Here is a 19,955-nt window from a genome sequence, read left to right on the forward strand (position 1 = left end):
GAGGTACCCCATGCGTTTCCTGGCCACGCTGCTCGGCCTGTCCCTGGCCGGGGCGGCCCCCGCCTTCGCGCAGGCACCGGTCATCACCGAGCAGGGCGACCCGTCCGTCCGCACCGACACCATCTACAAACTGGCGGTAGACCCGGCCGACTACCCCGAAGACGAGTACGTCGTGCTGCTGGACGACGGCGTGCTGCGCCGCGAGGCCGACGGCACCGGCACCTTCACCTACCGGATGGTGGCCCAGGTGCTCACCCCCGAGGCGGCCGAGCAGTTCGGCGAGCAGAGCTTCGGGTGGGACATGAAGCGCGAGCGCTTTCGCCTGAACTGGATCCGCGTGATCGACGCGAAGACGGGGCGGGTGATCAGCGACAAGCCCGTGCACGACCAGGAAAGCCGCGCCGAGGTGGAGTTCGACGCCCCCGTGTACACCGACCAGCAGACGCGGCGGATGTCGCTGGGCGGCGTGGTGCCGGGCACCATCGTGGACTACAGCATCACCACCGAAACGCTGGAGCCGGTGCTGCCGGGCGACTTCACGCAGTCGTGGAGCGTGCACATGGGCGTGCCCGTGCGCCGCTCGCGCCTGGTCGTGGACGTGCCCGACGGCTACCAGCCGCGCATCATCGAGAACAACCTGAACTTCCGTCCGCGGGTGGTGGCGCGGAACGGCCGGCGCGTGTACACCTGGGCCGCCGCCGACGTCGTGAACGTCAAGCCCGAGATGTTCGCGGCGACGGACAGCAACAAGGTGTACATGAACATCGCGGTGGGCGGGCGCACCGAGTGGGCCGACATCGCCCGCTGGTACGCCGGCCTTTCCGCCGGCCGCTACACGCTGACGCCGGAGATCGAGGCAAAGCTGGCCGAGGTGCTGAAGGACGCGCGCACCCGCGACGACTCGCTGCGCGCCGTGCACCGCTGGGTGGCGCAGGACTTCCGCTACGTGTCGCTCTCTCTCGGCATCGGCGGGTATCAGCCGCGCACCCCGGCCGAGGTGTTCCAGACGCAGTACGGCGACTGCAAGGACAAGGCGACGTTCTTCATCGCGGTGCTCAAGCGGATGGGCATCGACGCGTACCCCGTGCTGCTGAACTCGTACGGCGCGGCGGACGAGGCGCTGCCCTCGGTCCACCAGTTCAACCACATGATCGCGGCGGTGCCCAACCCGGGCGGGGGCTACACCTACCTGGACCTTACGGCCGAGCTGATTCCCTACGGCGAGGTGAGCCCCGGCTACCAGGGCGACCTGGGGCTGGTGGTGCACCCCGACGGCCGCGGCGAGGAGATCCGCTTTCCGCGCGTGGAGCCCTCGGCCAACCGCATGGAAACGTCCATCGCCGGCGAGCTGGCGGAGGACGGCACCTTCAAGGGCACGTACACCACGCGGGCCGCCGGCGCGGCGCAGTACAGCCTGCGCAGCGCCTTTTCGTCGCGCATCACCCCGCGCGACCGCGAGAACATCACGCGCACCATGGCGCAGAACGTGTTCGAGGGCGCCAAGGGCGACAGCCTGGAGGTCTTCGACGGCAAGGACCTGCGCGCCGAGCCGCGCACGCGCCTGTGGCTTTCGGGCGGCCGCGCGGCGCGCGCCTCGGGGGGCACCCTGATCCTTACCCTGCCCTTTCCCAACGGGCAGAGCAGCGAAGTGATCACCGGCCTGGAGTCGGCGGAGGGGCCGCGGCGCTTCGACATCGACGTGGCCGAGGTGATCGGGCCCGTCGAGATGGTGTGGGAAGCCCGGCTGACGCTCCCCGAGGGATTCCGCGCACGGCTCCCCGAGTCGGTGGACGCCAGCAGCGCGTTCGGGCGCTACTCGGCCGAGTACGCGCAGGAGGGGCGGGAGCTTCGCGTGACGCGGCGGATGGCCGGCACCCGCGGCACCCAGCCCAAGGAGCGCCTTCCCGACCTGCTGAAGTTCCTGCGCGACGCGAGCCGCGACGACGTGCAGTTCATCATCATCGAGCGCGCGGCGGGCTGACCGTTCCGGCTCCGCAACAAGACGACCGCCCCCGGCCGCCGCCGGGGGCGGTCGTCTTTCATCGCGCGGCGGACGCAGGACGAAGGGCGCGGATCGTGCCCCGGAAACGCAGTTGATCCGTGCACTTTGCGCACGGCTGGCGAGTTCGGTATGTTTTCGGGAACATGAAGGATCGCATCGTCATTCGCGGGGCCCGGCAGCACAACCTCAAGAACCTGGACCTGGACATCCCCCGGCGCGCCGTCGTCGTCGTCACGGGGCCGTCGGGTTCGGGCAAGTCGTCGCTGGCCTTCGACACCGTCTACGCCGAGGGGCAGCGGCGTTACGTGGAGTCGCTTTCCACCTACGCCAAGCAGTTCCTTGACCGGATGGAAAAGCCGGACGTGGACCGGGTGGAGGGCATTTCGCCCGCCGTGGCCATCGAGCAGCGCAACCCCACCAAGACCAGCCGCAGCACCGTGGGCACGGCGACGGAGGTGTACGACTACCTTCGCCTGCTGTGGGCGCGGGTAGGGCGCACCTACTGCCCCGGCCCGCACCCGGACCAGCCGTGCGGGCGCGAGGTGAAGCCCGACAGCGTGCAGTCGGCCACCGACGCCATCCTCGCGCTCCCCGGCGGCACCCGGCTGATGGTGTGCTTTCCCCTTCCGCTCTCCGCCCGCGTCACCCACGCGCTCGTGGTGGACAACCTTCGCGCGCTGGGCTTCGTACGCCTGCTGGCGGACGGGCGCGAGCTTCACCTGGACGAGCTGCCCGAGGGAATCGACCTCACCACGTCTCGCGAGCTGCTGGTGGTGGTCGACCGCCTGAAGGCCGACCCGGACGACGTCGCGCGCCTGGCGGACTCGCTGCAGACGGCCTTCGCCGAGGGCGAGGGCGAGGCCGTCGCCGTTCCCGTCGCGGCGCCGGCGCTGCGCTTCACGGAGCGGTTCCGCTGCCCGGACCACCCGGAGATCGAGTTCGCCACCCCCTCGCCCCAGCTCTTTTCCTTCAACAACCCGTACGGCTCGTGCCCGGAGTGCACCGGCTTCGGCGCGGTGCTGCGCTACGACGAGTCGCTGATCGTTCCCAACGCGTCGCGCTCGCTGGCCGAGGGCGCGGTAGACCCGTGGAGCAAGCCGCGGTATGAGGACCGCCGCCGCAAGCTCTCGGACTTCGCCGCCAAGCAGGGCGTGTCGATGGACACGCCGTGGACCGGGCTTCCGGAGGAGTTCCGCCGCGCCGTCCTCAACGGCACGCGCGGGTTCCAGGGCATGTTCCAGTTCCTGGAGGCGCTGGAGGAAAAGCGCTACAAGCAGTACATCCGCGTCTTCCTTCGCCAGTACCAGAGCAGCCAGGACTGCCCGGTGTGCGGCGGCGCCAAGCTGCGTCCCGAGGCGCTGCGGGTGCGCGTGGCCAACCGCACCGTGGCCGACGTTTCCGCCCTTCCCCTGGCCCGGCTGCGGCCCTGGCTGGCGGCCATGCTGCACGGCCGCGCGGGCGACCCCGACTGCCCTCAGCCGCCGCTGACCGGGCAGGAGCGCGAGATCGCCGAGTCCATCCTCAAGGAGCTGGACTCGCGGGTAGGCTTTCTGGTGGACGTGGGGCTGGGATACCTGACGCTCGACCGGCAGACGCGCACCCTCTCCGGTGGCGAGGCGCAGCGCATTTCCCTCTCCAACGCGCTCGGCAGCCGCCTGGTCGACACGCTGTACGTCCTCGACGAGCCCACGATCGGCCTACACCCCGCGGACAACGACCGGCTGCTTCGCCTGCTGGTGCGCCTGCGCGAGCACGGCAACACCGTCATCGTGGTGGAGCACGACCCCGAGGCCATGCGGCTGGCCGACTGGCTGGTGGAGCTGGGGCCGGGCAGCGGCGAGCTGGGTGGCGAGCTGATGTTCCAGGGCACGCTGGAGCAGCTGATGGTGGCCGACACGCTGACGGGCCGCTACCTGTCCGGCCGGGAAAGCATCGCCGTTCCCGCCCGCCGGCGGGCGGTTGACGGGCTGCGGCTGCGGCTGGAGGGCGCGCGCGAGCACAACCTGAAGGGCGACGCGGCCGTCTTTCCCCTGGGCGCCATCACGGTGGTGACGGGGGTGTCGGGATCGGGAAAGAGCACGCTGGTGCACGACGTTCTCTTCCGCGCGGTGGAGCGCGAACTCTCCGGCGGCGAGACCAGCGCCAAGCGGCACCTGGGCGAAACGGTGGGCGGATACGAGCGGCTGCAGGGCGTGGGCACGCTGCGCGAGGTGGTGCTGGTGGACCAGTCGCCCATTGGCCGCACGCCGCGCTCGAATCCCGTGACCTACATCAAGGCGTACGACGACGTGCGCCGCATCTTCTCGTCCCTCCCCGACGCCAGGCGGCTGGGGTTCGGGCCCGGGCACTTCTCCTTCAACGTGGCGGGCGGGCGCTGCGAGGCCTGCAAGGGCGAGGGGCAGGTGCAGGTGGAGATGGTGTTCATGGCCGACGTGTTCGTGCCGTGTGAAATCTGCGGCGGCGCGCGGTTCAAGCCCGAGGTGCTGGAGGTGAAGTACCGGGGCCGGTCCATCCGCGACGTGCTGGAGATGACGGTGGACGAGGCCATCCGCTTCTTTCTTCACGAAGACCGGCTGGGCGAAATCCTCTGGCACCTTCAGCAGGTGGGGCTGGGATACCTGCGGCTGGGGCAGCCCGCGCCCACGCTGTCGGGAGGCGAGGCGCAGCGGATCAAGGTGGCGCGTGAGCTGGCGATGGGGGCGCGGCGCGGCGGGCGGAAGCTGTACATCATGGACGAGCCCACCACCGGGCTTCACATGGACGACATCCGCAAGCTGCTGCGCGTGCTGGGAGACCTGGCCGACGCGGGGCACACGGTGATCCTGATCGAGCACAACCTGGACGTCATCAAGACGGCGGACTGGATCGTGGACCTGGGCCCCGGCGCGGGCCCCGACGGCGGGCACGTCGTAGCGATGGGGAGGCCGGAGGAGATCGTCGCGGTGCCGGAGAGCGTGACGGGCCAGTGGCTGGCGCCGCTGCTGGCTTCTGATTGAAACGAATAAACTGTATTTCACGCAGAGGGCGCAGAGAAGACAGAGAGGACGCAGAGGGGCCGTAGCTGCCCTCTGCGTCCTCTCAGTTCCCTCTGCGCCCTCTGCGTGAAACTGTTTTGGAGGGAGTCACCTCAGCACCGGTCGTGGCGCTGATGGTTTTCAGCCGCTCCTGGATGCGTCTGATCCACGGGCGGATGACTCCCGCCTCGCGCGCAAACCTCGGCCAGTCCGCGACCGCGGCGGCCACCTCCTCCTGGATCTGCTTCGACTCGCGCGGCGGGATGCTCATGCGCGAGGCGACCTGCTCGAACTCGCGGGTACCCGGCGCACGGCCTTCGCCCGCGACCGCCATGGTGTGCTCCCCGCCAGGCCCGCCGCTGAAGGTGAGGTCGTAGGCCGGCGTCAGCTCCCACGTTCCATCCGGCTGCATGAGAAAGGCGAAGTTCTTTGCGTGGTCGTCGCGGTTGTGGGCCAGCACGTTGAACACCATCCGCCGGAACGCCGCCTTTACGGCCACATGGCTGGCCGTGAGCGCCCACGCCGCGCGCAGGTAGCCCTCGTAGTCCAGGCTGGGCAGGCGGTAGTCGGCGTTCAGCAGGCCGGCGAGCGTATGGACGTGCCGCCGCTCGCCAGCCGGCCGATCGAACCGCTCCGCGCCGAAGAACCGCCCTCCGTCGCGCGTTTCGAACAGCCGGGCCGGCGGCACGTCGATTCCCGCGGCCCGCGCCATCGCCGCGTAGGCGAGCTCGATGGTCCCGGCGTCGGGCGGATCCTCGCGCGAGCCGAATTTCACGATGTACGCGCGGTATCCTTCCGGCACCTCGTCGCTTCCCGACACGATGGACCCGTCGCGCTCGTGGTACGCCACCACCACCTTGGGCCGCGCACCGCCGGGCGAGCCGCCCGCCCGCATCAGCTCGGGAAGCACGTCCTCGCCGCTTCCCTCGAGCAGCCGCTCCGACTGCGCGGCAAGCTCGGCCAGGTCCACCGCACCCCCTTCGTCGTCCGGGCCGGTTTCGGGATGATAGGTGAGCGCGCCCATCCCGCGGCGGCCCAGGTAGCTCAGGCGGTCGGCGGCGGTGATGGCTTCGCGGGTGATTCCGCGCTTCCGAAAGGCACGGTCCATCAGCAGCAGGCCCCACCCGTCCGGAAGCGAGTCGTTGAAGACGCCGTGAAGGCCGGCGAACGGCGTGGGCGGGGCCTCGAAGACGCCCGGACGCAACGGCAGGTGCAGCGGCGAAAGCTGGAGCCCGGTGTCCAGAAAGGCGGGGTCGTACTCGAACGCCATCACGCGGCCGTGCTGGACCAGCCGGCCCACGCGCACGTCGCGGGCGTCGGCCAGGCGCACCTCGAGCGCGCTCACGCGCGCCTCCGCGGCTTGCGGGCACGTACCCGCCCCGGACCCGACGCGCGCTCCAGCTCCGCCAGCGTGCGCGCGGGCGGCGGGGCGAACAGCCCGCCGAACGGCTCGATGGCGTCGAGCACCTTGGCGATCATCAGCAGGCGCTCGAGCGCGATCTTGCCCGTGCGCTCGAACCGGCGCAGTGTGTCGACCGCCACGCCGGCCCGCTCCGCCAGCTCCTGCTGCGTCCAGCCGCGCGCCAGCCGGAGTGCCCGCGCGCGTGCGGCCACCGTCATCGCCACCTCGGCGGGAGCCTGCAGAATAACTGGTATCATGTTATCGATTAAGGCCGGTTAGCCGAGATAAGTAGTAATATACTCCCATTTATCTGCGCAGGCAACCGATCCCTCCCCGTCCGTGGAGTGGGGACGGAGAAGCGCCCGGCGAGCATTGGCTCGCCGGGCGCTGTTCGTTGTCACTCACGCACGAACGCACTCCACGCACTCACGCACTTCCCTATCGGTGTGCCGTGCCCCAGCGGCGGTGGAACTCGTCGTGCGCGGCCTTGCACTCGCTGCGAACCTGCACCTGCCAGCGGATGTCCAGCGGACGCTGCGATGCGCGCTCGCGGCACTGGCGGTCGTGCGAGTAGTGGAATTCGCGGTGCGCCTCTTCATACGAGCCGTTGGTGCCGCCGTAACGGCTGTCGCGCGTGCGGCGCTCGTACTGGTCACGCGTTTCGTAGCGCCCGGTGCGGCTGTCCAACCGCTCCCATGCGGACGAACGGCTGTTGTACCGGCAGTTGGCGGCCGTGTTGTGCGGGTTGCCGCGGCCCTGGCACCAGCCCGGCGGCACCCTGCGCTCGCCGCGGCGCTCGAAGCGCGGCTCGTCGCGGTTGTCCCGGCTGTCGCGCGCCCGGCGCTCGTCACGATCGTCGTCGCGGTCGTACCGGTCGTCATCGTCACGGTCGCGGTTCCGGTCGCGCTGCTCCTGGCCCTGTCCGCGTCCGTTGCCGTTCCCACCCTTCTGCGCATCCACCGGCGAGGCCGAAAGGGCCGCCGCGAACGCCAGCACCAGGGGGAGGGAGAACTTCATCGTCTTCATCTGCTTGGCTCCAATGTTCGGTGTCGTGCGTCCGAATCTCGGGTGCCACAGAGGGCAATGCAGGTGCCAAGTGAAGAAGCCGCAAAAACTTAGGAACCACGCGGATGTTTCCGGATTCTGCTTCCGTATCAGCGCCCGGCTCGTCCTCCAACGGGGACGGGCGCTGTCTCCGGGCGAGTCCGGGCGGGGATGGGACGCTCCCCATGGCGGCCACGCCATGCCCGAAACCGCCGGAGGGTGAGCGAAAGACCCGTCCACACCAGCAGCGCGGCACCCAGCGACACCAGCCCGGCAACCGTCTGCCCTATAAGCCCCGCCACCTCGCCCGTGTGCGCGAAGCGAAGGAAGCTGCGCACCTGGCGCCCGCGGGTGCTCGCGGCGAACGGCTCCCACTTCTCCACTTCGCCCGTGGCGGAGAGCGACAGGCTCGCACGCTTCTGCGGCTGACCGCCGTCGCCCCGGTCGATGGTGAACGCCGCGGGCTTGCCGGGTTCGGAGGGGATCTGCAGGGCGATGCTTCGCCACCCGTCCACCTGCCGCTCGGCACGGACGCGCAGCGCCTCGATCCCCGCCAGCGTTGGTGACCCGCCCATTCCGCCGCGGGCGCCGGCCGACGCGCCGCCGCCCCCGCCCCCGCCCGCGGGCGGCGGGGGCGCCTCGCCCACGGCGCGATACACCAGGTCGCCCGCCCAGCGGTAGGAGATGACCACGCCGGAAAGGACGATCAGGAACAGCGGCACGGCAGACCAGAACCCGATGACGTTGTGCCAGTTGAAGTCGCGCGCCTTGCCCGGCAGCCCGCGCCGGAACACCAGCACGTTGCGCAGCGCCGCCGCGTTCCAGTTGCGCGGCCACCAGAGATAGAAGCCGCTGACCACGAGGAAGAGGAACATCAGGTTGGCGGCGCCCGTCAGCGCCTTGCCGCGGTCGCGCGCCGGTCCCTCGCCCTGCGCGCCCAGCCAGCGGTGCCACGCCACCACCGTGCGAAAGAAGCCGCGAACGCCGGGAGAGCCCGCGCTCAGCACCTGCCCCGTGTACGCGTTCACGAACACCGTCTTCTCGCGGCCGAACGCCACCTCCACGGGACGCTCGGGGTCCGCGTGCCACCGAAGCGTGGTGGGCTTTCCCTTCTCCGCCGCGGCCACCCGCTGCATCAGCACGTCCGCGGGAAGGCGCGCCGCGCCCGCGGCCGGAGGCGATCCGTCCAGCCCGCGCGTGTCGGCCCAGGCGGTCAGCTCCCGCTGGTAGGTCAGCAGCACCCCCGTCACCGACATCATCAGCACCACCAGGGCGGCGGGGATGGCCGTGAGCAGGTGTGCCCAGAAGATTACGTTTCGAAACTGCCGCATCGCCGGACGCTTTCGATATCGTATGACGTACAAGCCTGCCCACCCGCGGCGAGGAGCCGGAGCAGCAGGTTGAGAATGATTCTCAATCAGAGTACCGGACGATATCCCGAGGCCCCCGATCCCCGCAAGCCCCGGGGCCGTGGCGCCCTTGCCGGCCCTGCCCCGGCGGGCCTAAAATGGCCGGGACGTTCCCGCGGCCCACCATCGGCGATGCACGTGCTAAAAAACTTGAACGTGGGCCGCGCCTTCTTCCACCGAACGGAGAAGCCCCGATGAAGCGTTTGTTGTCCGCGCTGGCGCTGACGGCCCTGGCCGGGTGCGCGCGAGGCACGGCCGCGCCCCCCGCGCAGGGGCCCGCGCCCAGCACGGCGCAGCGGCAGTCCAGCGATCCCTTCCCGTCCACCTACCGCCCCCTGGCCTCGCGCCCCACGCTGATCCGGGGCGGCACGGTGATGACGGCGGCCGGGCAGGTCATCCCCAACGGCGAAGTGCTGATGGTGGACGGGCGCATCGCCGCCGTGGGCACCGCCCTGCAGGCGCCGGCGGACGCGGTGGTGCTGGACGCCACGGGCAGGTTCGTGACGCCCGGGGTCATCGACACGCACTCGCACCTGGGCGTGTACGCCAGTCCCGGCGTGCAGGCGCACAGCGACGGCAACGAGGCCACCAGCCCGAACACCGCCGAGGTATGGGCCGAGCACTCGGTGTGGCCGCACGACCCGGGCTTCACCCGGGCGCTGGAGGGCGGCGTCACCTCCATGCAAATCCTTCCGGGCAGCGCCAACCTCTTCGGCGGGCGCAGCGTAACGCTGAAGAACGTGCCCAGCCGCACCGCGCAGGGAATGAAGTTTCCCGGCGCGCCGTACGGGCTGAAGATGGCGTGCGGCGAAAACCCCAAGCGCGTCTACGGGCAGCGCGGCGGCCCGGCGACCCGCATGGGCAACGTCGCCGGCTTCCGCAGCGCGTGGATCCGTGCCCAGGACTACCGCCGCCGCATGGACGAGGCGGGCAGCGGCCAGGGGACCTCCGGCAGCACGGGCGGCGGAAGCGCGCCCACGCGCGACCTGGAGCTGGAAACGCTGGCGGGGGTGCTGCGGGGAGAAATCCTGGTGCACAACCACTGCTACCGGGGCGACGAGATGGCGCAGATGATCGACATCGCGCGCGAGTTCGGCTACCGCATCCGCTCCTTCCACCACGGCGTGGAAGCGTACAAGGTGCGCGACCTGATGGCCCGCGACAGCATCAGCGGCTCGCTGTGGGCCGACTGGGGCGGCTTCAAGATGGAGGCGCTGGACTTCACCCGGGCCAACGTCGCCATGCTGCACCAGGCGGGCGGCATCGCCGTCGTCCACTCCGACGACCCCACCGGCATCCAGAAGCTGAACCAGGAAGCGGCGAAGGCGCTCGAGGCGGGCCGGGAGATGGGGATGGAGATCAGCGAGAACGACGCGCTGCGCTGGATCACCGCCAACGCGGCGTGGGCGCTCGGCATCCACCAGCAGGTAGGCACGCTGGAGGCTGGGAAGCACGCCGACGTGGTGATCTGGAGCCACAACCCGTTCAGCGTCTACGCGCGGGCGGACCAGGTCTTCATCGATGGCGCGCTGCTGTACGACCGGATGAACCCCAACCGTCAGCCCCGCACCGACTTCGAGGTTGGGCTCTTCCCCGCGGAGGCCGTACGATGAACCGGATTCTTCTCACCGCGGCGGCGCTCTGCTTCGCCGCCGCCCCGGCCGGCGCCCAGGCCATCGCCATCGTCGGCGGCGACGTGTACACGGCCGACGGAACGCCCATCCGCGGCGGCACGGTGGTCATCCAGAACGGGCGGATCACCGCCGTGGGCGCCAACGTCGCCATTCCCGCGGGCGCGCGCCGGATCGACGCCACGGGCAAGTGGGTGACGCCGGGGCTCATCGAGAGCAGCACCACCATGGGGATCGGCGAGGTCAGCTCCATCGCCGAGAGCAACGACGCGGAAATCCAGGACGTCACCTCGCGCCGCGACACCGACGACCAGGTGCAGGCCGCCTTCACCGTGACCGAGGGATTGAACCCGCGGAGCATGGTGATTCCCATCGTCCGGATCATGGGCGTGACCACCGCGATCACGCGGCCGTCGGGAAGCCTGATCTCCGGGCAGGGCGCAATGATCGACCTGGCGGGCAACCGGGTGGAAGACATGACGGTGGTGTCTCCCATCGGGATGTACGCCAGCCTGAGCGAGAACGCCCGGGGGGCGGTCGGCGGGCCCCGCGCGGCCATCTCCATGCGGCTGCGCGAGGTGCTGGAGGACGCCCGGGCCTACGCGCGCAACCGGCAGAGCTTCGAGCGGGGAGAGACGCGAGAGTTCTCGGTGAGCCGGCTGGACCTGGAGGCGCTGCAGCCGGTGCTCGCGGGCCGGGAGCCGCTGGTGGTGGAGGCGCACCGCGCCAGCGACATCCAGCTCGCGCTGCGCATTGCCCGCGAGTACGACCTGCGGCTGATCATCACGGGTGGCACCGAGGCCTGGATGGTGGCGGATGATCTGGCGCGGGCGCGGGTGCCGGTGCTGGTGAAGGTGCTCAACAACCTGCCCGGGAGCTTCGAGTCGCTGGGCGCCACCTACGAGAACGCCGCGCGCCTTCGCCGGTCGGGTGTGCAGGTGGCGCTCACCAGCGGCGAGACGTGGCGGGCGTACACCATCCGGCAGGAGGCGGGGAACGCGGTGGCGTACGGGCTTCCCTGGGCCGAGGCGTTCCGCGCCGTGACGCTGTATCCGGCGCAGATCTGGGGCGTCGCGGACCGGTATGGCTCGCTGGAGGCGGGGAAAGTGGCGAACGTGGTGGTGTGGAGCGGCGACCCGTTCGAGCTGCTCACCCGCGTGGAGCACGTGATCATCCGCGGCCAGGAGGTGCCGCTGGTCAGCCGCGAGACGCAGCTGCGCGACCGGTACCGCACGCTTGACGAGAACGTGAGGACGTACCGCCAGCCGTGAACGGCAGTGCGTGAGTGCGTAAGTGCGGGATAGCCCGCATCACGCGCCCGAATCAGTCCTGAAGCGCCCCCGCGGACCCTGGTGTCCGCGGGGGCGCTCTTCATCGGCCTTGCGTGCTCCCTCTGTTCACGTTTACATTATGGACAGGGCGGTTCCTCCTGATCCGAGGGCTGTACGTGCCGGCGCTCGAACCCGCGCCATGGGATGCGGGGAGAGCCATCGTATGGGCGTTGGAACGCAGGGGGAGCGGTGGTCTACGGGTATCACCTGGCACGTGCACGGCATGCGGCCGCCCGCGAGCAAGCTTACGCTTTCGTCCGGGACGATGCGATGGCTGCGGGCATTAGCGGTCCAGCGCTCAGGCTGGCCGACATTGACGAGAAGGCGCTGGCAGTTTGGCGAACGTCCTGGAGTGGGCGCCATGCCTCAGGTGCAGGCAGGTGGGACTGGGCCAGGCTAGTGGACCAACTGCCGCACCGCGCCGCCGTGATGCCTCTGGCCATCTGGCTGGACGACGACCTTTGCGGGATGGCGCTGGGCCACCTGTCGCGGCCGCGGCTACCGCGGCGGCGCCATACGATGACGCTCACCCGCGTCGAGCGTCGGCCGGAGCCTCCGGAGGTCGCATTGCGGGGACGGATCGCCGTGCTAGCAATTTCGGTGACGGCGCACTACGGGAGCGAATTCGGGGCATCGCGGCTCCGGCTCGCCAACCCCGACCCCCGGCTGCTCAAGTTCTATCAATCACTCGGGTTCCAGGCTGTCTGGAAGGGTGAAAATCCAGTACATTGCGAGCGGGAGATCTGATCATGCAGAGCTTGAGAATGCCGATGACTGAATCTGCTCCGGAAGCCGAGAAACCGCTGGGCCTGTTCGCACGGCTCCGCCGCGCGCTGGCGCCGTCGGAAGAGGAGTGGCTCGAAGAGGCGCGCCGGCGCATGCGGAGCAAGCCGGGTTTTATCTCGTCACTCAGCCCGGAGGTTCTGGAAATGCTCCGTCAGAACGACGGCATCGACATCATGGGAGGACCCGCGCCGAAGCGCTCGGACCCGTAGTCTTGAATTTCCTCAAAGTCGCGCCCCCGCAGACCTTCGTGTCTGCGGGGGCGCCTCTGTATGGGCGTGCCCCCACGGCACAGGCTACCTCACGCACGCCAGTCCGCGGAGGCGGACTTCGTGTGGTTGTTGCCGCGAATTCATTTCATTCGCCCCGGCAGCCCTGCCTCGCGCACGTACGCGCGATCGTACGCGCAGGCATGCGCGCGCACTGGCGGAAAGCAGCCCCAAAGCGTACGTTGATGACCTTCTCGGCCCCCCTCTGCCCGGGGCACCGGACGGCCTCGCCGGGGTATCATCCCCCGAGCGCCCAAGTGCGCGTCAGGCAACGCTTTCCAGACCGTTCCACACGCCTAGATGTCCGACGACTTCACGCCAGAGACGCCCGACCAGGACGGCGACGAGCCGGTCATGGTGCCGGGGATTCCCGTTTCGCGCATCCTGCCCCGGCTGATCGAGCAGGAAATGCGCGAGTCGTTCATCGACTACTCGATGAGCGTCATCGTGCAGCGCGCGCTTCCCGACGTGCGCGACGGCCTCAAGCCGGTGCACCGCCGCATCCTGTTCGCCATGCAGGAGGCGGGGCTCATCCCCACCCGCGCCTACAAGAAGTGCGCTACGGTGGTGGGCGACGTGCTGGGCAAGTACCACCCGCACGGCGACTCCTCCGTCTACGACGCCCTCGTGCGCATGGTGCAGGACTTTTCCCTGCGCTACCCGCTGGTGGACGGGCAGGGCAACTTCGGCAGCATCGACGGCGACGCGGCGGCGGCCTACCGCTACACCGAGTCGCGCCTGGCGCCGCTGGCCATGGAGCTGCTGGCCGACATCGACAAGGAAACGGTCGACTTTTCGCCCAACTACGACGACCGGCTCATGGAGCCGAAGGTCCTCCCGGCGAAGTTCCCCAACCTCCTCGTCAACGGCTCCAGCGGCATCGCGGTGGGCATGGCCACCAACATTCCGCCGCACAACCTGCGCGAGGTGGTGAACGCCTGCGTGAACCTGATCGACAATCCCGACGCCACCTGGGAAGACCTTCACCAGTTCGTGCGCGGGCCCGACTTTCCCACCGGCGGCGTGATCTACGGGCGCGACGGCTTCCGCGGCGCGTACGAGCACGGCCGCGGCCGCGTGGTGCTGCGCGCGCGCGCCGAGGTCGAGGAAAAGGAAGGCGGCCGCGAGCGCATCGTCATCACCGAGGTGCCGTTCCAGGTCAACAAGTCGCGGGTGATCGAGCACATCGCCGAGCTGGTGCGCGACAAGAAGATCGAGGGAATCGCCGACCTTCGCGACGAGAGCGACCGCCGCATTCGCGTGGTCATCGAGCTCAAGCGCGACGCCATTCCCCACATCGTGCTCAACCAGCTGTACAAGCACACGCAGCTGCAGAGCACCTTCGGCATCATCATGCTGGCGCTGGCGGGGGGCGTGCCCAAGATCATGGGCCTTCGCGAGATGCTTCAGCACTTCGTGCAGCACCGGCACACCGTGGTGCGCCGCCGGGCCGAGTTCGAGCTTCGCAAGGCGCGTGAGCGCGAGCACATCCTGGAAGGCCTCAAGATCGCCGTCGACCACATCGACGAGGTGATCGCCATCATCCGCGGCTCCGAGACCACGGGCGAGGCGGGCGTGGCACTGCGGACGCGGTTCACGCTTTCCGAGCGGCAGAGCGACGCCATCCTGAACATGCGCCTCGCGCGCCTGACCGGGCTGGAGATCGAGCAGCTCGAGGCCGAGCTGGGCGAGGTGCGCGCCACCATCGCCGACCTCGAGGACATCCTGGGCAACGTCGAGCGGCGCAAGTCCATCATCAAGGACGAGCTGATCGAGGTGGCCGACAAGTTCGGCGACGAGCGGCGCACCGAGATCCTGGGCGACGCGTCGAGCCTCTCCATCGAGGACCTGATCCCCGACGAGGAGATGGTGATCACCGTCAGCCACACGGGCTACATCAAGCGCGTGCCCTCCGACACCTACCGCGCCCAGGCGCGCGGCGGGCGGGGGATCGAGGGGATGAAGACCAAGGAAGAAGACTGGGTGGAGCACCTGTTCCTGGCCAACACCCACGACTACCTGATGTTCTTCACCCGCGACGGCCAGTGCTACTGGCTGAAGGTGCACGAGATTCCCGTGGGCAGCCGCAACAGCCGCGGCAAGCCGGTGGTGAACCTGATCAACATTGCCTCCGACGAGAAGGTGGCGGCGCTGGTGCCGGTGCGCACCTTCAGCCCCGACAAGTCGCTGATCTTCGCCACGCGCAAGGGCGTGGTGAAGAAGACGTCGCTGGCGGCGTACGGAAACCCCCGGCGCGTGGGGCTGAACGCCATCAACGTGCTCGAGGACGACGAGCTGATCACCGTGATCCCGGCCGACGGCTCGTGCAACGTGGTGCTGGCCACGCGCGAGGGGATGGCCATCCGCTTCGAGGAAAAGGACGTCCGCGAGATGGGGCGCGCCACCACCGGCGTGCGCGGCATCACCCTGCAGGAAAATGACGAGGTGATCGGCATGGTGGTGACCAAGCCGGGCTCGTCGCTGCTGGTGATCACCGAGCTGGGGATGGGCAAGCGCACCCCGCTGGAGGCGTACCGCTGCCAGCGCCGGGGCGGGCGCGGGGTGATCAACGTGCGCATCTCCGACAAGACGGGGCGCGTCGTGGCCATCAAGGAGGTGCACGACGGCGATGAGCTGATGGTGATCACCAGGCAGGGCGTGATCATCCGCACCCCCGTGGACGGCATCCGCTCCATCGGCCGCAACACCCAGGGCGTCAAGCTGATCAACCTGGGCGCCAAGGACGCGGTGATGGACGTGGCGCGCGTGGTCAACGAGGACGAGGAGCCCAAGGCCATCCTGGCCGACGAGGACCCCGGCCAGGAGGTGGTGGACAGCACCGCGCTGGAAGAGTCGCTGGGGATCAACCCCGAGGACGGCGAGTTCGACGACGAGCCGGCCGACGCGGGCGACCTGATCGACGAGGACGCGGGCGACGACTCCATCGACGAGCTGCTCGGCGACGAGTAGACCTGCGACTGCCCAAGCGTCCGCTTGGCGCGCCTGAAGAACAGGGATCTCTCCGTAATGGAGGGGTCCCTGTCTTCATCCCGATCGGTGACTACAGCTACTGCTCGCCACCCGCGATTCTCGGAATGACCTCGGACAGAGCTACGATGACATGCTGACGTTCTGGATCATTCCATGAAGGTTCGGGGGAATCGCGCCGCGGGATGTGGGCTCCCGCTGGTCGTTCGCCACGCATTGCCAATCCGCATTCTGCGGCTGTACGCCAGGGCGTTGCGTCTCGCCTGCACGTCCGTCCTCGTCACGTTCGGGTGCACGGAGGAACCGCGGGAGCAGCCGTTGACAGCGCGTATGCCGTACGACCAGGCGCTGCGGGGGAGCGTAGGCGGAACCCAGTCGTACGTCGCGGAATCTCGAACGATACCAGGATTCGGCGGTGTTTACGCGGAAAAGTGCGACATCATCGTCCTTTCGACCAAGCCGGACTCCTCCGCCGCGGCAAAGGCGCAGGAGCGCTTCGCTGCGGATCTGCCCAGCGCTGGCGAATGCCGGGGCGTGGTGCGCGTGCGAGGGGCGCCGTATACCTGGGCGGACCTGACCCGGTGGCACGAGCAGCTGGCGCCGGGCGGAACGACGGGCGTCGTCGGTCATGCAGCGAACGTCATCCGGAACCGGGTCGTCGTCGCCGTCGAGGACGAGGCTGCAGCCGGCCGGGTTCGGGACGCTGTGCACCTCACAGGGGTTCCAGCAGGCGCGGTGCTCATTGCGATCACCGGCCCGGTGCCGCTGCCACTCCCGCGCTACATGCTGCGCGTGCACGCGCAGCGGGGAGAGGCACCCGGTCCCGTTACCGGTGTCATGGCCACGGTCTCATCGCCGGGGGGCGGCACGCTGGCCCGCGGCACCACGGATGCGGACGGGGATTGGCTCGTCGCGCTGGATGGGAAGGGAGAGTACGAGGTGCGCGTGAGCGCCCCAGGGGGCTACCAGCTAGCGCCCGGCCAACCGGGATCGAAGCGCGTCTGGGTAGGCGCCATGGACGAGGAGCCCACTTATACGCGCTTCAACTTCGTGCGGCGCCCCACCAGCCGTTGAGCGTCGGGGTCTGGGGCGCCGGGCAGGCGAGGATGCACCACTCGGGGCGCAGTACAGAGAAAGCCAGAGATACAGAGGAGAACGGGTCTTCCTCTGTATCTCTGGCTTTTCTCTGCCCCTCTGCAACTTCGATGTTGTTCTTCCCGATCCCGGGATTACTGCTTGTCGGACGAGGTGCCGACGGAGCCCGTGGCCGAGAGGTCGGCGGCAACGCTGTCGCCGGCGGGCGAGGCGCTGGGCACGGACGTGTCGGCGGCGGGCGGCACCGTGGCCTGCTCGGGAGGTGCCACCGCGTTGGTGCTGTCGGCCGGCGCCTCGGCGTTCCCGTTGCCGCCGCCGGGGCAGGCGGCCAGAAGCACCAGCGCGAAGACGGGAAGAATGCGAGCCTTCATGGGTACGCTCCATGTGGAGTGTGGTCCGGGCTCCTCGCCCGGCCGTTGGACGGCCTTCCGCGGCCGCCCTGGTCGGGCTCCCTGAAAGGCACAGGCGGTGCCCGGGTGCGCCGGTCGGCCGGAGAACCTCACAAGTTCTTGTGACAGGCTACTTTACGAACATCCGGAGTGCACGTCGACCGCCCGCGCGGGTGCGGGTGAGCGCGTTCATTGAACGTTCCGCGGTTCAGTGAACGGCCGGAGCGAACTCCCACCCGGCGGAACTGGTGCTGGCGGAGGGGCGGTGATCTTGCCACGTTGGCGCGTCGCGGGCCCTCCACCCGGGAGAGCCCGCGCCGGTTTTCACACCAGGAGATCTGACCGATGGCCGAAGCGAAGCGCGGTGACACGGTCCGCGTTCACTACAAGGGCACGCTGGACGACGGGAGCGTGTTCGACAGCTCGGAAGGGCGCGACCCGCTGGAGTTCACCATCGGCGGCGGGCAGGTGATCGCCGGGTTCGACCAGGGCGTCACGGGCATGTCGCCCGGCGACGAGCGCACCATCAACATCCCGTCGTCCGATGCGTACGGCGAGGTGCGGGCGGAGCTCCTGCTGCGCGTGCCCCGCGAGCAGTTTCCGCCCGACGTGACGCCCGAGGTGGGGCAGCAGCTGCAGATGAGCGACGGGCAGCAGACCTTCATCGTCACCGTCCGCGACGTGGCCAACGACGCGGTGTTGCTGGACGCCAACCATCCGCTGGCGGGTAAGGCGCTCACATTCGAGCTCACGCTGGTCGACATCCGCTGAGCGGCGCCAGCCCGGCCGCGCATGAATGCGTCGCCGGGCCGGCGGAAACTACCCACCGACGCGCCGCGTAGTCCCCGCGCCGCGACACCCGCGGCAAGCCGGGCGCTCTCGCCCCACCCGCACGTCTTCGCATCATGCCCAGCCGCCTGCACTCGCAGTTCACTTTCGTCTACAAGTGGATTTTACCGTGGATCTGGATCCCGGGCTTCGGCCTCGGCGTGATCTTCGTTGCGTTCGGCTTGGGGGAGGTCGACGGGGCGCCAGCGCATGGATTCCACAAGGTGGTCTTTCCAATAGGTTGGGTGATCACTTCGACGTTCATCCTCTGGTCCCCGCGCAGGCTGAGGACGGTGTACCTGCACGCGGACCACCTGACCATCGGCAACGGACGGGAGGAGGAGAACGTTCCCCTCGGCAGCGTGATCCAGGTGACGGAGAACTGGTTGTTCGATCCCAAGCTGATCACCATCCACTACTCACGCCCGAACGGCGAAGGGGGGCGCGCGCACTACATCGCGCGGTTCGTGGTGCACTGGCCCTTCTCTCCGCATCCCGACGTGCGCTACCTTCGTGAGCAGGTGGACGCGGCCCGGCAGGGCGCGCCGTCCGGGCAGCGGTACCGAAGAACCTGACGATCGGATGTGGACGAGCATGCGTGAGCCATGGGACGAGGGAGAGACGCCCACGTGAGGCAGCAGCTTCGACTCACGCATGGTGACACCTGCTGAGCGGGCGCGGCCGGCGCTTGACGGCGTCCTTCGACTACACCATCGTTGGTTGGCACTGCTCCCTTTGACTGGAAGGTTTCCGATGGCAGCCCAGATCCCCGCGAAGGAGCCGGCGGTGGAGAAAGGACCAACGCCGCGGCCTCGCGCCTCCTATGGTGGAGAACTCCTGGACCCGGAGCCTCCCCCGGATCACCTGGAGTTCGAGAACCTTGCCCTCCGAGGCGCTGATTTCATCCGCGGGAGGCTGGAAAAGCGGCGCCGGAAGTAGCGGATTGCTTCGCTCGCCCGTACAACGAACGGCCAGGATCCCCGCGGTTCTGGTCGTTCTCTCTTCCGTGGCCATCGATGCGCTACCCTGGTGAAGTCTGGTTGCTTCCGCCCGATGACGATGCCCAGGGCGACCCCAAGTGGCGACGCCATGTGTTGCTGACGGCGTGCGATGAAGGCTGTGACGATCCGGCGGTGTTCGCGTACGCGAGCACCCAGTCGACCGAAGCAGGGCGCGGCGCGGCGTACGTCTTGTTCGATCCCGCCAGCACACGGGATGGAAAGTCGGGGCATGCAGGGTTCACCGCGGCCACGTACATCTATCCCGCTCGCCTGGTAAGCGTCGACCCCGCGGACCTCCGGCAATTTCGAGGACGGCTGCTCGACGAGATGGCGGAGTTGCGCCTGAAACTCCACCAGGCACTGGGTCTGGGAACGGGCACTACACTCGGGCAAGGTGGTGCCGCGGGCTCCTGGCGCGGTCGAGTCATCCGCCTGACCCGGGACTACGCTGCACGCACGGGGTTCGAACTTGGATTGGTCGTTACGGAGCCGCAGTATTCCAATCGTCAGCGATACCAGATCATCGTACCGGTGATCCTGGACGTGGAGCCCGAGCCCGGAGAGGTCGTGGTCAGAGACAAGGGATGGCTCTCGGACGTCGAAGATGGGCTTTCCTTTGCGGTGCTGGCGGTTCCATTCGTCCACTCGGTGTTCCACCCGACCCGAGTGTCGGGCGATGTCGGGGCGGTGGTGGATGAGGTAACGATGATCGAGATCGATGATGCGTTGCGCGCTCTTTTTGCCCTGTGAGCCTGTGGCCGACCAGCAG

16 protein-coding genes are annotated in these 19,955 nt (G+C 69.0%); 11 read left to right on the plus strand and 5 right to left on the minus strand.

Features of this window, described 5'->3' with window-relative positions; all coding sequences use genetic code 11:
* Window positions 1-10: 10 nt before the first annotated feature.
* A complete protein-coding gene (locus VF632_RS03455) occupies window positions 11-1,981 on the plus strand; it encodes a DUF3857 and transglutaminase domain-containing protein (RefSeq protein WP_331021451.1) in 1,971 nt (656 codons plus the stop codon).
* 164 nt (window positions 1,982-2,145) lie between these two features.
* Entirely contained in the window at window positions 2,146-4,998 is a 2,853-nt protein-coding gene (gene uvrA, locus VF632_RS03460; protein ID WP_331021452.1) for an excinuclease ABC subunit UvrA, read from the plus strand.
* A gap of 82 nt (window positions 4,999-5,080) precedes the next feature.
* On the opposite strand, the gene VF632_RS03465 is transcribed toward uvrA, so the two are convergent.
* From VF632_RS03465 to VF632_RS03480, 4 genes are all read right to left on the minus strand, one after another.
* Complete coding sequence (locus tag VF632_RS03465; RefSeq protein WP_331021453.1) at window positions 5,081-6,361, minus strand: type II toxin-antitoxin system HipA family toxin; 1,281 nt, start codon at window positions 6,359-6,361, stop codon at window positions 5,081-5,083.
* Complete coding sequence (locus VF632_RS03470; protein WP_331021454.1) at window positions 6,358-6,675, minus strand: helix-turn-helix transcriptional regulator; 318 nt, start codon at window positions 6,673-6,675, stop codon at window positions 6,358-6,360. Before VF632_RS03470 ends, VF632_RS03465 begins: the two co-directional genes overlap by 4 nt.
* 181 nt (window positions 6,676-6,856) lie before the next feature.
* Window positions 6,857-7,444, minus strand: coding sequence for a hypothetical protein (locus tag VF632_RS03475; protein WP_331021455.1), 588 nt, complete (start codon window positions 7,442-7,444; stop codon window positions 6,857-6,859).
* 128 nt (window positions 7,445-7,572) lie between these two features.
* Window positions 7,573-8,793 carry a PepSY-associated TM helix domain-containing protein gene (locus VF632_RS03480; protein WP_331021456.1) on the minus strand — a complete coding sequence of 407 codons (1,221 nt, stop codon included), beginning with the start codon at window positions 8,791-8,793 and terminating at the stop codon, window positions 7,573-7,575.
* 272 nt (window positions 8,794-9,065) lie between these two features.
* Here VF632_RS03480 and VF632_RS03485 point away from each other — a divergent pair, with 272 nt between their 5' ends.
* The 6 genes from VF632_RS03485 to VF632_RS03510 all read left to right on the plus strand — a co-directional run bounded on the left by VF632_RS03485 (window position 9,066) and on the right by VF632_RS03510 (window position 16,947).
* Window positions 9,066-10,484 carry an amidohydrolase gene (locus VF632_RS03485; RefSeq protein WP_331021457.1) on the plus strand — a complete coding sequence of 473 codons (1,419 nt, stop codon included), beginning with the start codon at window positions 9,066-9,068 and terminating at the stop codon, window positions 10,482-10,484.
* Window positions 10,481-11,773, plus strand: a complete 1,293-nt coding sequence (locus VF632_RS03490) for an amidohydrolase family protein (RefSeq protein WP_331021458.1) — start codon at window positions 10,481-10,483, stop codon at window positions 11,771-11,773. The genes VF632_RS03485 and VF632_RS03490 overlap by 4 nt, the downstream gene beginning before the upstream one ends.
* Before the next feature lie 489 nt (window positions 11,774-12,262).
* Window positions 12,263-12,580, plus strand: a complete 318-nt coding sequence (locus tag VF632_RS03495; RefSeq protein WP_331021459.1) for a hypothetical protein — start codon at window positions 12,263-12,265, stop codon at window positions 12,578-12,580.
* A gap of 2 nt (window positions 12,581-12,582) precedes the next feature.
* The gene (locus VF632_RS03500; RefSeq protein WP_331021460.1) at window positions 12,583-12,828 is read left to right on the plus strand and encodes a hypothetical protein; all 246 of its coding nucleotides are present in this window, start codon (window positions 12,583-12,585) and stop codon (window positions 12,826-12,828) included.
* 411 nt (window positions 12,829-13,239) lie between these two features.
* The gene (gyrA, locus tag VF632_RS03505; protein ID WP_414682880.1) at window positions 13,240-15,855 is read left to right on the plus strand and encodes a DNA gyrase subunit A; all 2,616 of its coding nucleotides are present in this window, start codon (window positions 13,240-13,242) and stop codon (window positions 15,853-15,855) included.
* A gap of 336 nt (window positions 15,856-16,191) precedes the next feature.
* Window positions 16,192-16,947 carry a carboxypeptidase-like regulatory domain-containing protein gene (locus tag VF632_RS03510; protein ID WP_331021462.1) on the plus strand — a complete coding sequence of 252 codons (756 nt, stop codon included), beginning with the start codon at window positions 16,192-16,194 and terminating at the stop codon, window positions 16,945-16,947.
* A gap of 155 nt (window positions 16,948-17,102) precedes the next feature.
* On the opposite strand, the gene VF632_RS03515 is transcribed toward VF632_RS03510, so the two are convergent.
* Window positions 17,103-17,339, minus strand: a complete 237-nt coding sequence (locus tag VF632_RS03515) for a hypothetical protein (RefSeq protein WP_331021463.1) — start codon at window positions 17,337-17,339, stop codon at window positions 17,103-17,105.
* A gap of 363 nt (window positions 17,340-17,702) precedes the next feature.
* On the opposite strand from VF632_RS03515, the gene VF632_RS03520 reads away from it, so the two are divergent.
* The 3 genes from VF632_RS03520 to VF632_RS03530 all read left to right on the plus strand — a co-directional run bounded on the left by VF632_RS03520 (window position 17,703) and on the right by VF632_RS03530 (window position 19,936).
* Window positions 17,703-18,128: a peptidylprolyl isomerase gene (locus VF632_RS03520; RefSeq protein ID WP_331021464.1), complete on the plus strand. Its 426-nt coding sequence runs from the start codon at window positions 17,703-17,705 to the stop codon at window positions 18,126-18,128.
* Between the two features lie 134 nt (window positions 18,129-18,262).
* Window positions 18,263-18,760 carry a hypothetical protein gene (locus tag VF632_RS03525; protein WP_331021465.1) on the plus strand — a complete coding sequence of 166 codons (498 nt, stop codon included), beginning with the start codon at window positions 18,263-18,265 and terminating at the stop codon, window positions 18,758-18,760.
* Window positions 18,761-19,201: 441 nt separating this feature from the next.
* Window positions 19,202-19,936: a hypothetical protein gene (locus VF632_RS03530; RefSeq protein WP_331021466.1), complete on the plus strand. Its 735-nt coding sequence runs from the start codon at window positions 19,202-19,204 to the stop codon at window positions 19,934-19,936.
* Window positions 19,937-19,955: the final 19 nt, after the last annotated feature.

The sequence above is a fragment of the Longimicrobium sp. genome, from assembly GCF_036388275.1.
Classification (GTDB): Bacteria; Gemmatimonadota; Gemmatimonadetes; order Longimicrobiales; family Longimicrobiaceae; genus Longimicrobium.

Coding starts and splice junctions, on each gene's coding strand:
- VF632_RS03455 (WP_331021451.1), top strand. CDS start 11: ATGCGTTTCCTGGCCACGCTGCTCGGCCTGTCCCTGGCCGGGGCGGCC.
- uvrA (WP_331021452.1), top strand. CDS start 2,146: ATGAAGGATCGCATCGTCATTCGCGGGGCCCGGCAGCACAACCTCAAG.
- VF632_RS03470 (WP_331021454.1), bottom strand. CDS start 6,675: ATGATACCAGTTATTCTGCAGGCTCCCGCCGAGGTGGCGATGACGGTG.
- VF632_RS03475 (WP_331021455.1), bottom strand. CDS start 7,444: ATGAAGACGATGAAGTTCTCCCTCCCCCTGGTGCTGGCGTTCGCGGCG.
- VF632_RS03480 (WP_331021456.1), bottom strand. CDS start 8,793: ATGCGGCAGTTTCGAAACGTAATCTTCTGGGCACACCTGCTCACGGCC.
- VF632_RS03485 (WP_331021457.1), top strand. CDS start 9,066: ATGAAGCGTTTGTTGTCCGCGCTGGCGCTGACGGCCCTGGCCGGGTGC.
- VF632_RS03490 (WP_331021458.1), top strand. CDS start 10,481: ATGAACCGGATTCTTCTCACCGCGGCGGCGCTCTGCTTCGCCGCCGCC.
- VF632_RS03495 (WP_331021459.1), top strand. CDS start 12,263: ATGCCTCTGGCCATCTGGCTGGACGACGACCTTTGCGGGATGGCGCTG.
- VF632_RS03500 (WP_331021460.1), top strand. CDS start 12,583: ATGCAGAGCTTGAGAATGCCGATGACTGAATCTGCTCCGGAAGCCGAG.
- gyrA (WP_414682880.1), top strand. CDS start 13,240: ATGGTGCCGGGGATTCCCGTTTCGCGCATCCTGCCCCGGCTGATCGAG.
- VF632_RS03515 (WP_331021463.1), bottom strand. CDS start 17,339: ATGAAGGCTCGCATTCTTCCCGTCTTCGCGCTGGTGCTTCTGGCCGCC.
- VF632_RS03520 (WP_331021464.1), top strand. CDS start 17,703: ATGGCCGAAGCGAAGCGCGGTGACACGGTCCGCGTTCACTACAAGGGC.
- VF632_RS03525 (WP_331021465.1), top strand. CDS start 18,263: ATGCCCAGCCGCCTGCACTCGCAGTTCACTTTCGTCTACAAGTGGATT.
- VF632_RS03530 (WP_331021466.1), top strand. CDS start 19,202: ATGCGCTACCCTGGTGAAGTCTGGTTGCTTCCGCCCGATGACGATGCC.